Here is a 15,434-nt window from a genome sequence, read left to right as displayed (position 1 = left end):
TTCAGCCTGCATCACGGATGCGTGACTCGGCCGTTGCCACACGCTGCGCGGCTTCCTTCAGTTCCGCAAGCCGCTCGCGCTCCGCTTCAACGACTTCTTCACGCGCATTCGCAACGAATTTCTCGTTGGAGAGCTTTTTCTCGATGCGGTCCATTTCGGCGGCAATCTTGCCAGCTTCTTTGGCGAGGCGTGCGGCTTCCGCCTTCAGGTCGATCAGATTGCCAAGCGGGATGCAGATTGTCGCCTCACCCAGCAGCATCTGTGCCGAACCTTTTGGAGCCTGTGCCTCGAACGAAACATTCTCGACACGCGCAAGACGCTTGATCGCAGCATCGTGACGGGCAAAGCGGTCAATACTTGCCGCATTCGCATCCAGAACGACAACAGGAGCGATCGCCCCAGCTGGCACATTCATTTCCGCGCGAACCGAACGAATCCCGGTGACGAGATCAACCAGCCAGTTGATGTCAGCCGCTGCTTCCTCGTCCTCGAACGACAGTTCCGGCCAGGCTGCAAGCGCCAGCACCGTATCGCGCTTCTGCCCCTCGCCTGCGGTCAGGGTCCAGAGTTCCTCCGTCATGAAAGGCATGAACGGGTGCAGAAGCTTGTAGATCTGATCGAGGCAATAGGCTGCAGTAGCCTGGGCTTCAGCCTTCGCAGCTTCATCGTCGCCCATGAAGATTGGCTTCAGCAGTTCCAGATACCAATCGCAGAACTGGTTCCAGACAAAACGATAGGCGGCGCCCGCCGCTTCATTGAAGCGATAGTTGTCGATGCCCTCGGTCACGGCGCGCGTGGCCTTGGTCAGCTCCGTCAGTATCCAGCGATTGACGGCAAGGCTGGCGTTTTCCGGCTTGAAGCCGGCGTCGAGCTTCACGCCATTCATCTGCGCAAAGCGCGTCGCATTCCAGAGCTTGGTGCCGAAATTGCGATAGCCTGCAATACGAGCCGGATCGAGCTTAACGTCACGCCCCTGAGCGGCCATGATCGCAAGGGTGAACCGCAGCGCGTCGGCGCCGTATTCGTCCATCAACTCCAGCGGATCGATGACATTGCCCTTCGACTTCGACATCTTCGCGCCATGCTTGTCGCGAACCAGAGCGTGCAGATAAACCGTATGGAACGGGATTTCCTCCATGAAATGGAGACCCATCATCATCATGCGGGCAACCCAGAAGAACAGGATATCGAACCCGGTCACCAGAACGCTGGTTGGATAATAGGTTGCGAGTTCCGGCGTCTTGTCCGGCCAGCCGAGTGTGGAGAACGGCCACAGCGCAGACGAAAACCATGTGTCGAGAACGTCGGTATCACGCTCGAGCGCAACATCTTCGCCATAGTGGGCGCGCGCAGAGGCCTTTGCCTCTTCTTCGCTCTTTTCGACAAAGCATTTGCCGTCCGGGCCATACCAGGCCGGAATCTGGTGTCCCCACCAAAGCTGGCGCGAGACGCACCACGGCTGGATGTTTTCCATCCAGTCGAAATAGGTCTTTTCCCAGTTCTTAGGAACGATCTGCGTGGTGCCGTCGCGAACAGCCGCCATTGCAGGCTTGGCAAGTTCGGCAGCGTTCACATACCACTGGTCGGTCAGGTAGGGTTCGATCGGCACGCCACCGCGGTCACCGTGCGGAACGGCGTGCGTGTGGTCCTCGATCTTTTCCAGATAGCCGCGCTCGTCCATCAATTCGACGATGCGCTTGCGAACCGCAAAGCGATCCTGCCCATCCAGCTCGTTGATGAGCGCCTTCAGTTCGGGCGTCAGCTCAAGGCCTTCCAGGAAGTCATTGTTGCCCTTGAGCGTAACTGCGGCCTCGGGCGTCAGGATATTGATGGCGCGCAGATCGTTGCGCTTGCCGACCTCAAAATCGTTGAAGTCATGCGCAGGCGTAATCTTGACCGCGCCAGAACCGGCTTCCGGATCGGCATAATCGTCGGCAACGATCGGAATGTGGCGACCGACGAGCGGGAGCACCACGTCGTTTCCTACCAGAGCATGGTAACGCCCGTCCTTCGGGTTGACCGCGACACCGGTGTCGCCCAGCATGGTTTCCGGCCGCGTTGTCGCCACGACGATGTAAGTGTGCGGGTTTTCCGGGTCGAACGGAACGTTCTCAAGCGGATAACGGAAATGCCACAGATGGCCTTTCGTTTCGCGAGACTCGACCTCAATGTCGGAAATCGCCGTCAGCAGCTTCGGATCCCAGTTGACCAGGCGCTTGTCACGATAGATGAGGCCCTGCTTGTAAAGCGAGACGAAAACTTCCAGAACCGCGCGCGAAAGCCCTTCGTCCATGGTGAAGCGCTCGCGCGACCAGTCACACGAGGCACCAAGACGGCGCAGCTGGTTGGAAATCATGCCGCCAGATTCAGCCTTCCACTGCCAGATCCGTTCGATGAACTTCTCGCGGCCCATGGCATGACGGTTTGGTTCCTGCCGTTCAGCCAGCTGGCGCTCGACCACCATCTGGGTGGCAATGCCTGCGTGGTCCATGCCGGGCTGCCACAGCACATTCTTGCCGCGCATGCGTTCGAAGCGGACCATGATGTCCTGGATCGTGTTGTTGAGCGCGTGGCCCATATGCAGCGATCCGGTGACGTTCGGCGGCGGAATAACCACGGCAAACGGATCGGCTCCCGGCTTCGCGCCTGCACCCGCCTTGAATGCACCCGCTTCTTCCCAGCGTTCAGCAATTTTCGGCTCTATCGCCGCGGCGTCATAGGTCTTCTCAAGCATGGAATTATCCGGTCTTTATGCGCGATGAATGAATTGAAGGCTCAATAGCAACTAACAGCTGACAAATCACTTTAAAAGTGACAGCGCCGCCGTCGGTCATTCTAAAAGTGAAAACCCGCCTGCTGCACAGACGGGTCAGATTTCAACGGATCGGGCCGGTACGCTTATCGCTCGCCGCGTACCACGCGTTCGATCTCTTCCCGCACAAGCCGCTCAACGAGCGTCGGCAAATTGTTGTCGAGCCAGTCCTGCAGCATCGGGCGCAGCAGTTCCGAAGCAATATCATCGAACGAGCGGCGCGGTTCAGCCCTAACCGCATGATTCAAATCCTGAAACGCAGCAGCTACCTGACGTTCCGCGATCTGCGACAACATATGGGCAGAAGGCTGCGGCTTTGCAACGGCTTCTGTAACCGGGGCGGCAGCCTTGGGCTGGACAGGAACTTCCTGCTCGATTTCCGCATCGGATTCCGGTTCCAGCAAGGTATCGACCGCCTTTGCAATCTCCGCCTCAACCGAAAGGTCCATTTCTTCCAGCGAAATATCCGTTGCCGCGGGCTGTAGCGGATGTGCCAGAGGCTCCGGGTTGGAATGATCGTCATTCTCGGCGTTGAGAACAACTTCATCCTCATCCTCGGCCTCGATTGCCGGTTCGGGCGCTGGCGGCACCGGCTCGCTGATCGGGCCGCGCAATGTCGGTTCGTCCTGGAACACATTGCGCATCATTGCGGGCCTCTCCGGCTGCGCAACGGGTTGCTCGGTGACCGGACGACGAAACTCGGCAACCTCTCCACGAACCTGAGATGCCATCGGTGCGGGCTGGCGGGTGACATCGCTGTCTTCAATGATCCTGCGGATGGACGCGAGAATCTCTTCCATCGACGGTTCACGTGTTGCGCTGGATGTCTGTGCCATGGCTAATCCGCTTTCCTGTATTGCGACATTGTCTGCAAAAGACAGAGAATCAATGGATTAAGGGTAGCGGACGATCCCCCGTTTGAGAATCCCCACGCAGGAAACGTGCTCTCAAACTCACAGCTTTATGGATTTGTTAAGGATTTGCGATACCGCGAGAATCCCGAATCGACGGCAAAATAAAAGGCACCCGAAGGTGCCTTTCAATTCTCATTCCACACAAATGATCAGCGGCCGTCCGGTGTGCGCAGGCCGAACCACTTGTCCTTGACGGCGTTGTAGTGCTCTTCCGGCTTGTACTCGGCAACCTGCAGCCCCATCTGGCTGGCGGTCATGCGACCGGTCGCGTTCAGGAGCGCATAGCTGGCAACAATGACGTTACGCTCGGATTCGACCAGAGCGATCTGCGCCGTGATGAGATCGTTTTGCGCATTCAACACGTCGAGCGTGGTGCGCTGCCCCACCTTGCGTTCCTCGATGACGCCATCGAGAGCAAGCTGTGCGGCAGAAATACCGTCCCGATTTGCCTTGACCGACGCACGGGCAGCTTCAAGCTGCGACCAAGCTGAGCCTATCGCTTGCCGAACCTGATCGCGAACCACGTCGACTTCGATACGCGCCTGACCAAGCTGCTCCTTGGACTGGCGGACCTGTGCCGAAGTGCGGCCACCGGTATAGATCGGAATGCTCACACCAACACCGATGGAAGCCGAATTACCGTCGGTCTGCGAACCGCCCTCACCGGCATAAGTATCGAGGCGGCTGGCGCTTGCCGTAAGCCCGACGGAAGGAAGCAGAGCGCCTTCCTTAGCCTTTACATTATATCCGGCAGCGTTGACGGCGTACTGCGTCGCGAGGATGCCCGGATGGCCAGCAATCGCAATGGAGAATGCCTGATCCGGCGAGGCTGGCAGATTTTTGGCTGCCGCAGCCGTTGCAAGCTTGTCCGGCTGAACGCCGATCACCTGCACGTAGGTTGCTTCTGCCGACTTGACATCCGCACGCGCAGAATTGAGCGCAGCAACCGCATTCGAGCGGCTGGCGTCTGCCTGGGCAACGTCGGTGCGCGTACCCTCGCCCACGTCGAGGCGAGCGCGGGCTGCACGAACCTGTTCGTTCAGGGCTGCAAGGTTGCGTTCACGCAGGGCCGCGATCTGGCGAGCGCGATAGACATCCATATAGGCGGTCACCGCCTCATAGAGTCTGTTCTGCTCTTCATTGCGGAGGTTCTCGCGCTGGGCAAAGACCTGTGTCTCGGCGGCGGCGACGTTGTTCTTGGTTTGAAATCCATCGAACAGCATCTGATTCAGCTCAATGCCGAATGTGCCTGTCGTACGATATCCTCGGCTTGAAGGGGTCTTGCCGCGCCCTACGTTATAAGAACCCGTAATCTGTGGGCGATAACCGGACTTGGCAATCGCCACGCCTTCATCCGTAACGCGGACGCCTGCGCGGGAGTAGTTCAGGTTAGCATTGTTCTTGTAGGCCTTGACGAGAGCGCCGGTCAACGTCTCCGAGAACGCCGCCTGCCCCGTTAAAATGGTGCCAGACAACAATGCTGCGGCCGCTACCAGTCCTTTGCACGTTTTGAACACCGGGTACCTCATTATAAGAACAAACGAATCCAACTATCGAACCGATTGGTTCGGGCAAATCCTAATAACCTCTAAATTCGGTTATTTCCATTGCCCCCGCCAGAGCTTGCACAAACAAATTCCACAGCGTTGCAGAATTGTATCATCCGCTAAAATTAAAACTCGAACTGCGGAATCCGTTCAAAGCCCGGTAGCGGACGAACCGCAGTGTTGAACACACCGCGTCCTGATGCAACACCATTTTCTTTAACGTAAATCCGCGCAACTCCGGCATTCCCGCGCCCTTCAACGGCAACGAGACGTCCGCCGTCCCTCAACTGGGCGAGAAGTGCGTCCGGGATGAAGTCGACGGCGCCCTCAATGACGATCACGTCATAAGGTGCTTCCGAAGGATAGCCTGCCTGCAGTTCGCCTGAAACGATCACAACATTGTCATAGCCCAATTCTGCGAGACGGGCAGTGGCGGCAGCCGACAATACGGAATCACTTTCGAGGCCGATGACCGAACCGGCCAGCTTGGAAAGGATGGCGGCGGAATATCCGGTGCCGCAGCCGACATCGAGAACGACGTCCGTGTTCTTGATGCTTGCGAGCTGCACCAGCTTGGCGAAAGGCGAAGGCTCCATCAGATAGCGAGGCTGCTTGCCTTCGCTTTCAAGAAGCTGGTCTTCGTCAATATAGGCAAGGACCTGACGTGCCGCCGGAACGAACGCCTCACGCGGGACGGTCAGGAAAGCATCGATCACTGCCAGATCGGTTACGTCCGTCGTGCGGATCTGGTTGTCGACCATCTTTGTGCGAAGATCCTGGAAATCGGCTGCCATAGCCCTAAACCCTTCCTTATCGCGAAGTGCGATGTTTCATGCCATTGGAGCGCCCTGCATCCTGCCGGAGCACCATAAACGAGATTTGCCGTTGATGTGGCAAAAATCGCGGGTCCAGTCAATGAAACACAGCATTTGCGGCATTTATGCTCACTGTTCCCCGATCACCGCGCCGGAGTTCACCGGGCGCGCCCGAGGTCACTCCATTTGAGTGCTACGGCGCGTCGGGACATGAAAATGCCGGAAAGCCCTTCGCTTCCCGGCATCTGTTCTCGACGTACAGCCTAGCCGGAACTGCATCATGCTTCCGGGGACGGCTCTATCTTCTGCAGCGCATTGAAACAAGCGCAGCCGAAATCACATTATTGAGCGTTTGCCGCTGGAAACCCGGCTGCAGCCAGGGCGGAGAGCACTCTGTCCTGGGGAACGTTGCCGCCGAACTCGACTTCCTTCTTTTCGAGGTCGATTTCGATGGGAGCCGTCGCATCAAGTCCGCGCAAGGCGGCTGTAACGCTATCGGCGCAACCGCCACATTTCATCTTGGGAATGGAAAACTTCATCAAATCAATCACTCCTTCTAGGGATGGCCATAAGATGGAGCTTCCCATCGTGGTAAGGTCAAGGGCCTTTTTGCCATTTCGAGTCAAGGCGCTTCGCAGGTCTCGGGCACGCTTTTTTCCAGTTCAAGCGGGGATTTGGTGAGCGAGCCCGTCATGATCTGCATCGGCTTGAAGGGCGGGTCCTCCTGCATGGCAGGATTTGTAAGGTGAATCGTATAGCAGCCTGTGAAGACTTCCTTCTTGCCATCCGCCGTTTCCGCTTCGATGGCCACCGGCTGGCTCCAGTAAATCTGCCCCGCCCCCGGGTCGGGATCGGTCTTTCGCAACGCCACCTTCACGCTCTTGGTGTTTTCATAACCTTTCAGGAAGGTCTTGAAGTCCGGTTCCCGCCCCTCTTCGGAATAATAGCCATAAGCCCGCGCATATTCCTTGCGGTTGATCGCATTGTAATAGGATTCGATGAGCGCCTGTGGAGTGGAACGATCGTCGCGATAATCCGGAACCGTCACGCCTCCCGCGGCGTCCTGCGTCTGTTCGGAAGGCTTGGTTTCCTGAACTGGCTCGGGAGCATTATCGTGCTTTTCCTGGACGTTTCTCGGCGTTTCTTCAGGCGCGCCCTTCGGCGGATTCTGCGCCAGGGCGCCTCCGGCTGCAAAGCCTGCTGCCCCTGCACCCAGAAGGCCGATCACGGCAGCGAGCATGAGAGGTTTCATCCGGTCATTCGACATACGCTTCTCCTCTTCCGAGCAATATTTTGCAGAGCGCTTCGGGACGCTCCCGATTTGGTGTATTGCAGTAATGATGTTACAACACTAACTATAGTGAAAACGTGGCAATCGCAGAGGAAACTCAGCCTGTTGCGACAAGACTGGACGATTCTCCGTCCATAAGCCAGCACGATACCGGAAGAGAGAAAATGGGCCGTTTCGCAGTCATGACGCTAACCGACAAAGCAGCTGATCGCGTACGCGAGATCATCGCATCGCGGGACGGCGCCCTGGGTATCCGGGTAGGCGTGAAAAAGGGCGGCTGCGCCGGGATGGAATATACCATCGATCTCGTTACCGAAGCCAAGGCTGGCGACGATGTCATCGAAAAGGATGGTGCGAGGGTTTACATCGCACCGGAGGCCGTTCTTTTCCTGCTCGGCACCCAGATGGACTTCGAGGTGACGACCCTGCGCACGGGTTTTGTCTTCAACAATCCGAACCAGACCTCGGCTTGCGGATGCGGTGAGTCTGTTGAAATCAAAGCCGCCTCTCCGGAAAGCCTGCGCCAGATGCAGGGCGCAGCCTGACGCCAGACAAAGGTCCGCCTGCCGATGGATGACGAAGTTCTCCGCGATCTGTTGCAGGACTTTGGTCCCGTCACCATCCGCCGCATGTTCGGCGGCAAGGGCATCTATCATCAGGGCATGATTTTTGCGCTCGTTGTTCGCGACGAGCTGCTCTTCAAGGCTGACGAAGCAACCATTCCTCAATTTATTGACGCTGGCGCGGCCCAATGGACCTATGAAGGACGCAAAGGCGGCGAACCTGTCGCCATGCCCTACTGGAGCGTGCCAAGTGAAGCTTTCGATGATCCGGAAGTGATGACGCGCTGGGCCCGCCTCGCCTATGACGCGGCCTTGCGAAGCGAAAAAACCAAGCCCAAAAAGAAATCGGCTGCAAAGCGCTCGCTTGCAGCCGATTGAACATTCTCAGTTTTCTCCCATCAGATTCCGGTCGGAATCAGCATGAAGGCCGGGATATCGTTGCCGAAGCCAACAGGCGACGGGCCGTCATCGTCACGATCACGACGGCGCTTCTGTTCGTGCTGCGGCTTGCCGCGGCGCTCGTCATTGGAAGCGCGGATCGCATCGCGGCGGTCACTGGTTTCAATGACCGGCTGGGGCTGCTCGGCAGGATCAACGATTTCCGCAGGCTTGGCCTTCGCCTTGTCCTTCGGCTTTTCCTTGCCCTTGGCGTCCTTGCCTTTGCCGCGCGCATTCTTGCCCTTGCGCTGATCGTCCGCCTCGTCGGAGGCCGGCAGGGTGGACAGATCACCGTCCAGCCATTCGATCTTTTCACCGATCATGTCTTCGATAGCAGCCAGATATTTCGTATCCGAAGGCGTCACGATGGTGAAGGCCTTGCCGGAACGGCCCGCGCGACCAGTACGGCCGATGCGGTGAACATAGTCTTCCGAATGGATCGGAATATCAAAATTGAAAACGTGGCTCACATCAGGAATATCGAGACCACGGGCAGCCACGTCGGACGCGACCAGCAACTGCAGTTTGCCGTCCTTGAAATTGGACAGCATGGTCATGCGTGCGCGCTGATCCATGTCCCCATGCAGGGCTCCGGCGTTGAATTCATGCCGCGTCAGCGAGCGGAACAACTCCGATACGTCCTTCTTGCGGTTGCAGAAGATAATTGCGTTCTTGAGCGTATCGCCTTCGGCGCGGATGAGATCGCGCAGCACCGCGCGCTTGTCCCAATCCTTCTTGGTGGATTTCACCAGGCGCTGGGTGACGGTCTTGGCCGTCGATGAGGCCTTTGCGACCTCGACGCGCGTGGGAGAATGCAGGAACTGTTCGGTCAGCTTGGTGATTTCCGGCGGCATGGTGGCCGAGAAGAAAAGCGTCTGACGCGTGAACGGGATGAGCTTGCAGATGCGCTCGATGTCTGGAATGAAGCCCATGTCGAGCATGCGGTCGGCTTCATCGATGACGAGAATTTCGACACCGGTCAGGAGCAGCTTGCCGCGCTCGAAATGGTCGAGCAAGCGGCCAGGCGTCGCGATGAGGACGTCCGCACCGCGCTCCAGCTTGCGTTCCTGGTCATCGAATGAAACGCCACCAATCAGAAGAGCCACATTCAGCCGCTGATTGATGCCGTATTTGGCGAAGTTTTCCTCGACCTGCGCGGCGAGTTCACGGGTCGGCTCCAGAATGAGCGTGCGAGGCATGCGCGCCCGCGCCCGGCCCTTTTCCAGAAGCGTCAGCATGGGAAGCACGAAAGAGGCCGTCTTTCCGGTTCCCGTCTGCGCGATGCCCAGAACATCCTTGCGTTCAAGGGCTGGAGGAATGGCTCCGGCCTGGATGGGCGTGGGCGCAGTATATCCTGCCGCTTCAACAGCGGCGAGCACTTTCGGGGAAAGACCGAGTTCGGCAAATGTCGTCAATGGAGGCGCAGCTCTCTGGTTTGGAAATGGTTTCCACCCATCCTGTCATTGCAGCCGCGTCATCGGGCGCAGGAACCAAGGCAGAATAAGGCGTCTGCAACGCAATATGCGTTTTCTTGCAGCATCGCCTACGTCTACAGCGTGCAAAAGTCAACTAAAATACCATCGAAAGATATCAAATTGCTTCAATCATGCTGCAACAATCGAAATCAACGTCGAACATGAACAAATTTATTCAAATTATCAAAAGCTAAAAAGCAATCGGCACTGCTCAGGTCGCGCGCCCTTTTCCTGCCAGAGCTAATGCCTGAACTGTTCCGTCAGGATGCGTTCATCCCATGAATGATTGCGATCGAAAAGAATGGCGACCTGGCTGTTCGGCGCTTCCCGCACCGTGACGGAACGAACCGATTTGACTTCATTATTGTCCGCGACTGCGTTGACGGGACGCTTTTCGGTTTCCAGCAGATCCATACGAACGGTCACATGCTTGGGCAACAGCGCCCCACCCCACCGACGCGGGCGAAACGGGCTTACCGGGGTCAACGCCAGAAGCGGCGCCTCAAGCGGCAGGATCGGCCCTTGCGCCGAGAGATTGTAGGCGGTGGAGCCTGCTGGCGTCGCGACCATCACACCATCACAAACAAGTTCATCGAGCCGCACCTTGCCATCGATCGTTATCCTGATCTTGGCGGCCTGATAGGACTGGCGGAACAGGGAAACTTCGTTGATCGCCAATGCTTCGAACGATTGTCCGGATTCCGTTTCTGCGACCATGACGAGCGGGCGAATGGTTTCCATCTGAGCGGCCAAAATACGGGCTGGCAGGTCGTCCACGCTAAACTCGTTCATGAGAAAGCCAACCGACCCGCGATTCATGCCATAGATCGGCGTGCCGCTGCTCATGAAGTCGCGCAAGGCTTGCAACATGGTTCCATCACCGCCAAGCGCGACAATGATGTCGGCATCTTCCGCCGCTACATGGCCGTAGCGAGCCACCAGATCCTTTTGTGCGAGCAGTGATTCTTCGGTTCCTGATGACAGAAAATGCAGCGCGAGCGATTTATCTTCCATGTTTACAGTCCCGAATCCGGCCCAACTCTGACAAGTTTGCCACTGTTTTCCCAACCCGCTATTGGCTATCACATGAAAAACCCGGTTGCCATGACCTGCTTGCGACGAATTTTCGTTTTACAGTCGCTGCATTTGTGCTAATCGGGCGCAAGTGCCCTTATAGCTCAGTTGGTAGAGCACCTGATTTGTAATCAGGGGGTCGGGAGTTCGAGTCTCTCTGGGGGCACCAACATATCCTCATAATCGGAGGATTGTGCTTTTGTTACAATGACATAAGCTGGCAATAACACCTCCCACCTAGATCCTCATCGTTATTATTACAGCGCTGCGCAAGGCGGATTGTTCATTGTGGAACATTCTCCACAACTGGCCACATTTTTGATTTCTGGATTCGAGTGCGCCTCCGCTTCGAGCTTGATTACTGCCGGTTACACAGGGTCTCGGTGCAGGATTCCCCCGCAATTTCGCTTACTTAATTCTGCCTAACTTTAACCATAGTAATACTGAATATTTCTTTATTATATTTCCATACCTCAAATTATTTAGATATATCTATAATAGAGATTTATAAATGGAAAAAGTTAGTATTATTATTGCGACTATTACGCGCAATAGACCAAGAATGCTTGCAAATCTTTATTTGTCTTTATGCGATTTGGACTTTCCGGATTCTTTAAGAATCGAATTTCTGGTTGTCGAGAATCATACGGCCAACACCTTGGATGGCTGGCTTGCCGAAATGAGGCCGAAAATTTACCCATACCCGGTGCTTTATTTGCTCGAAACACGCATCGGCATTTCGTCTGCACGTAATCGCGCCCTTGATTTTGCTGAACAGGCGGGAGCGGACTTTCTTGTTTTTGTAGACGATGACGAGACTGTCGCAACCGATTGGCTGAAGCAACTGCTGGCCGAGCAGCAGCGCATGAATCTCGATATCCTTGGCTCGCCGGTACGGCCAAGGCCGTTCAATCCGCAACTGAATATCTGGCAAAACCTGATCTGGTCCGGCGTTGAGAAGAACAGCGTCAAAGCTGAACTGCGTGCGCGTCAGAAGTGGCAGGAAAACAAGGCCGACGCCATCAAGGTTGCAACCGGCAGCTGGATGGGAAGGCTCGACTTCTTTCGAAGAACGGGGTTACGGTTTGATTCGCAATTGGGTCTGACGGGTGGAGAAGACTGGAACCTGTGGCTTAAAGCCAAAAAACTCGGCGCCAGGACCGGCTGGGCGCCCGACGCGATTGTCTATGAAACCGTCCCTTGTTGCAGAATAAGCTTTTCTTACCATTTCCGTAGGAACCGGGATCATAATGCGAGTGAATTCGCGCTCCAATACAGAGTGAACCGCTGGCGGGCAATAAAGCAGTTCCCAGTCAGGTTTCTTAGCCGATTATGGAAACTGCTGAGCGCAACCTTTACCCTGCCCTTCAAGGGGGGACAGGGACTGGTTTCATTCGCTACGGCATTGGGAGGCGTTGCCGGGCTGCTTCAGGCATGCTGGGGCAAGCAATCCCTGCATTACTCGAAGACAACCGGATTTTGAAAGCGTTCCTCCCGGGGCCGGCTCTCGACTTCGGGAGGAGCAGAGACTGATTTCAGTACCAGCCGACGGCTACCTGTGCCTCTTCGGACATACGGTCCGCGGTCCATGGCGGATCGAACGTCATGGTGACTTCCACCATTGACACACCTTCGACCGCGCCGACGGCATTCTCGACCCAGCCGGGCATCTCGCCCGCCACCGGGCAGCCGGGAGCCGTCAGCGTCATCTCGATTTTCACGGTGCGATCATCTTCGATGTCGATCTTGTAGACGAGGCCCAGCTCGTAGATATCGGCTGGAATCTCCGGATCATAGACCGTTTTCAAGGCCGCAATGATGTCATCCGTCATGCGCAGGAGTTCTTCCTGCGGGATGGCGGAGGCAGAAAAGACGGTTCGATCCTCAGTTTTCTGTTCCATGTCGGTCATCCGAAAAACTTCCTTGCCTTTTCCAAGGCTTCCGCCAATGCATCCACTTCAGCGCGGGTATTGTACAGGGCGAAGGATGCACGGCATGTAGATGTAACGCCGAAGCGTTTCAAGAGCGGCTGCGCGCAATGCGTTCCTGCACGCACCGCAACCCCTGCCCGATCAATCACCATCGACACGTCATGCGCGTGAATTCCTTCAAGCGCAAATGAGATGATGGCTCCCTTGCCCGGCGCATTGCCAAAAATGCGCAAGCTGTTGATGCGTCCAAGCTGTTCGTGGGCGTAATCACGCAAGTCCTCTTCGTGAGCGAGGATCGCGTGACGGCCGATCTTTTCCATATATTCAAGTGCTGCGCCAAGACCGATAGCCTGAACAATCGGAGGCGTGCCTGCCTCGAAACGGTGCGGCGGATGATTATAGGTGACGTATTCTTCCGTCACCTCTTCGATCATTTCACCGCCGCCCTGGAAAGGACGCATCTTCTCGAGCATTTCCGACCGGCCATAGAGCACACCAATGCCGGATGGGCCGTAAACCTTATGGCCGGTAAAGACATACCAATCGCAGCCGAGATCCTGCACATCGACAGGAAGGTGCACAGCGCCCTGGCTTCCATCGACCAGAACGGGAATACCGCGCGCATGGGCAAGTTCAACGATCTTCTTGATCGGCGTCACCGTTCCAAGCGCATTCGACATATGCGTGATCGCAACGAGCTTGGTGCGTTCCGTCAGGCGCTTCTCGAATTCTGCGATGTGGAAGGTGCCTTCGTCGTCCACCGGTGCGAACACGAGCTTCGCACCCTGTCTTTCGCGAATGAAATGCCACGGAACGATGTTGGAGTGATGCTCCATGATCGACAGCAGGATTTCATCCCCCTCGCCGATATTCGGCATGCCATAGCCGTAGGCGACCGTGTTGATCGCCTCGGTCGCATTTTTTGTGAAGACGATTTCGTCAACCGAACCGGCGTTCAGGAAACGGCGTACCGTCTCACGCGATTTTTCATAGGCATCGGTTGCCGCATTCGACAAAAAATGCAGCCCGCGATGAACATTGGCATATTCGTTGGAATAAGCGTGAGCAACCGCGTCGATGACGCTCTGCGGCTTCTGCGCCGATGCGCCATTGTCGAGATAGACGAGCGGCTTGCCGTGCACTTCGCGCGAAAGGATCGGAAAATCCCGGCGGATCGCTTCGACGTCATAGCGCGCTAAAAGCGGATTCTTATGGTCCATGATCGTTCCTCTTGCCGTTTCGGCAGGAAAAGGCGGAGCGCATATTCACACGCTCCGCCTCAATCAATCAGGCATGGCTGGCGAGCCAGTTGGACAGCACTTCTTCCAGTGCTTCAACCAGCGTTTCGTCTTCCAGCTCTTCGATAATCTCGGCGATGAAAGCCTTGATCAGCAGGCCACGAGCCTCGTTTTCCGGAATGCCTCGGGCCATCAGGTAAAACAGATAGTCCTTCGACAATTCGGTAACCGTCGCACCATGGCCGCAGGCCACGTCATCGGCAAAGATTTCGAGTTCCGGCTTGGCATCGAACTCGCCTTCATCCGACAGCAGCAGCGTGTTGCAGGCCATGCGGGCGTCGGTCTTCTGAGCGATCTGCGCAACGCGGATCATCCCCTGGAAGACGCCGCGCGCGCGGTCCTTGACCACATTGCGGACGATCTCGGTCGAACGGGTGTTCTCCACAAGATGGCCGACCGTCATGGTCACGTCGGTATGGCTGTCGTCAGCCAGCAGGTTGAGGCCGCGCAGTTCGAAGTCGGAATCTTCTCCGGCCACGTTGACGTGCACTTCCTGACGCACGAGCTTGCCGCCCGCATTGATGATGTAAAGCGTCAGGCGGGAACCCTTGCCCATGGTCGCATTGAACTGCGAGAGCTGCGTTGCCTGGCCGAAATCTCGCAGGATAACCCAGAGAATTTCGGCGCCATCGCCAACGGTTACATGGTTGACAGAAGTGGAGAAGGCATCGCCCTCGCCGCCATTCTGGCGTTCCACGATCGTGGCCTTGACATTGGCACCAATGCGAACCGGGAAACGTGTGTGTCCCTGTCCGGCCTTCTGGATATTCTGGAGTTCCAGCGGAGCTTCCAGTTCGGTGCCATCTGCAACCGAAACCATCCAGCCATCGCTGACATAGGCAGCGTTGATCTGGCCAATCGTATCGTCGAAGCCCCGTGACCGGAGCTGGGTGACGAGCGAGCCGTCAGCCAGCGCTTCGCGGACCGGCGTCAGCGACACGCCTTGGGGTGCATTCGCAGCAAGAGCAACGCCGTTGCTCGCAGCGACAATCGACGAACCGGCGATCAGCGCGGGCAATGCCTGCGTTCCCGCGGAGGTATCGAAGGGCGCCACGCCTTTCAGAAGCGTACGGAAATCCGTGTAGTGCCAGCTTTCAACGCGACGGGACGGAATGCCGTTTTCCTTGAGCGATTCAAGGGCCGCATCACGTGCAACGACAACGTCGCCATTGCCCGGCAGGTCGCCCATGCGGTCGGCAAAGCTGTCGATCAGCGCAGTTTCAGCCGGCGTTCGCGGCTTGGCAGCCGGGGCGGTCTGGATATTCATGATCCATCC

Annotated in this window: 14 protein-coding genes and 1 tRNA gene; 4 read left to right on the top strand and 11 right to left on the bottom strand. The window is 56.8% G+C overall.

The genetic code is table 11. The features are described from left to right. Position 1 precedes the first annotated feature (1 nt). The 6 genes from ACOWVS_RS05275 to ACOWVS_RS05250 form a co-directional block, all read right to left on the bottom strand. The gene (locus tag ACOWVS_RS05275; RefSeq protein ID WP_006472155.1) at positions 2-2,734 is read right to left on the bottom strand and encodes a valine--tRNA ligase; all 2,733 of its coding nucleotides are present in this window, start codon (positions 2,732-2,734) and stop codon (positions 2-4) included. A 164-nt stretch (positions 2,735-2,898) separates the two neighbouring features. Beyond that, complete coding sequence (locus ACOWVS_RS05270; protein WP_006472154.1) at positions 2,899-3,648, bottom strand: PopZ family protein; 750 nt, start codon at positions 3,646-3,648, stop codon at positions 2,899-2,901. 227 nt (positions 3,649-3,875) lie between these two features. Next, positions 3,876-5,255 carry a TolC family outer membrane protein gene (locus ACOWVS_RS05265; protein ID WP_006472153.1) on the bottom strand — a complete coding sequence of 460 codons (1,380 nt, stop codon included), beginning with the start codon at positions 5,253-5,255 and terminating at the stop codon, positions 3,876-3,878. Positions 5,256-5,398: 143 nt separating this feature from the next. Continuing rightward, on the bottom strand, positions 5,399-6,067 hold the full coding sequence (locus ACOWVS_RS05260; protein ID WP_006466725.1) for a protein-L-isoaspartate O-methyltransferase family protein: 669 nt from the start codon (positions 6,065-6,067) through the stop codon (positions 5,399-5,401). Between the two features lie 362 nt (positions 6,068-6,429). Beyond that, positions 6,430-6,630, bottom strand: a complete 201-nt coding sequence (locus ACOWVS_RS05255) for a heavy-metal-associated domain-containing protein (RefSeq protein ID WP_006472152.1) — start codon at positions 6,628-6,630, stop codon at positions 6,430-6,432. 80 nt (positions 6,631-6,710) lie between these two features. Continuing rightward, on the bottom strand, positions 6,711-7,355 hold the full coding sequence (locus tag ACOWVS_RS05250; RefSeq protein ID WP_006472151.1) for a hypothetical protein: 645 nt from the start codon (positions 7,353-7,355) through the stop codon (positions 6,711-6,713). 188 nt (positions 7,356-7,543) lie between these two features. On the opposite strand from ACOWVS_RS05250, the gene sufA reads away from it, so the two are divergent. Both sufA and ACOWVS_RS05240 read left to right on the top strand, forming a co-directional pair. After that, positions 7,544-7,924 carry a Fe-S cluster assembly scaffold SufA gene (gene sufA / locus ACOWVS_RS05245; RefSeq protein WP_006472150.1) on the top strand — a complete coding sequence of 127 codons (381 nt, stop codon included), beginning with the start codon at positions 7,544-7,546 and terminating at the stop codon, positions 7,922-7,924. Positions 7,925-7,948: 24 nt separating this feature from the next. Beyond that, complete coding sequence (locus ACOWVS_RS05240; RefSeq protein ID WP_006472149.1) at positions 7,949-8,320, top strand: TfoX/Sxy family protein; 372 nt, start codon at positions 7,949-7,951, stop codon at positions 8,318-8,320. Positions 8,321-8,340: 20 nt separating this feature from the next. Here the strand turns inward: ACOWVS_RS05240 and ACOWVS_RS05235 are convergent, their stop codons facing one another. Next, positions 8,341-9,795, bottom strand: a complete 1,455-nt coding sequence (locus ACOWVS_RS05235; RefSeq protein WP_006472148.1) for a DEAD/DEAH box helicase — start codon at positions 9,793-9,795, stop codon at positions 8,341-8,343. Between the two features lie 300 nt (positions 9,796-10,095). Then, positions 10,096-10,869 carry an NAD kinase gene (locus ACOWVS_RS05230; RefSeq protein ID WP_021585095.1) on the bottom strand — a complete coding sequence of 258 codons (774 nt, stop codon included), beginning with the start codon at positions 10,867-10,869 and terminating at the stop codon, positions 10,096-10,098. Between the two features lie 153 nt (positions 10,870-11,022). Between ACOWVS_RS05230 and ACOWVS_RS05225 the strand changes: the two genes are divergently transcribed. Further along, positions 11,023-11,098: transfer RNA gene (locus ACOWVS_RS05225), tRNA-Thr, on the top strand. 342 nt (positions 11,099-11,440) lie between these two features. Next, positions 11,441-12,412, top strand: a complete 972-nt coding sequence (locus ACOWVS_RS05220; RefSeq protein ID WP_006472146.1) for a glycosyltransferase family 2 protein — start codon at positions 11,441-11,443, stop codon at positions 12,410-12,412. 52 nt (positions 12,413-12,464) lie between these two features. Here the strand turns inward: ACOWVS_RS05220 and ACOWVS_RS05215 are convergent, their stop codons facing one another. The 3 genes from ACOWVS_RS05215 to sufD all read right to left on the bottom strand — a co-directional run bounded on the left by ACOWVS_RS05215 (position 12,465) and on the right by sufD (position 15,425). Further along, positions 12,465-12,839 (bottom strand): SUF system Fe-S cluster assembly protein, encoded by a 375-nt coding sequence (locus ACOWVS_RS05215; protein WP_006472145.1) that lies wholly within the window; start codon positions 12,837-12,839, stop codon positions 12,465-12,467. Beyond that, a complete protein-coding gene (locus tag ACOWVS_RS05210; RefSeq protein ID WP_021585093.1) occupies positions 12,836-14,080 on the bottom strand; it encodes a cysteine desulfurase in 1,245 nt (414 codons plus the stop codon). The genes ACOWVS_RS05215 and ACOWVS_RS05210 overlap by 4 nt, the downstream gene beginning before the upstream one ends. Positions 14,081-14,147: 67 nt before the next feature. Continuing rightward, positions 14,148-15,425 (bottom strand): Fe-S cluster assembly protein SufD, encoded by a 1,278-nt coding sequence (gene sufD / locus ACOWVS_RS05205; RefSeq protein ID WP_021585092.1) that lies wholly within the window; start codon positions 15,423-15,425, stop codon positions 14,148-14,150. Positions 15,426-15,434 lie beyond the last annotated feature (9 nt).

It is taken from the genome of Brucella sp. IR068 (assembly GCF_049065885.1).
GTDB lineage: Bacteria > Pseudomonadota > Alphaproteobacteria > Rhizobiales > Rhizobiaceae > Brucella > Brucella intermedia.
The sequence above is the reverse complement of the archived record's forward strand: the minus strand, read 5'-3'. Positions and strand labels throughout refer to the sequence as shown.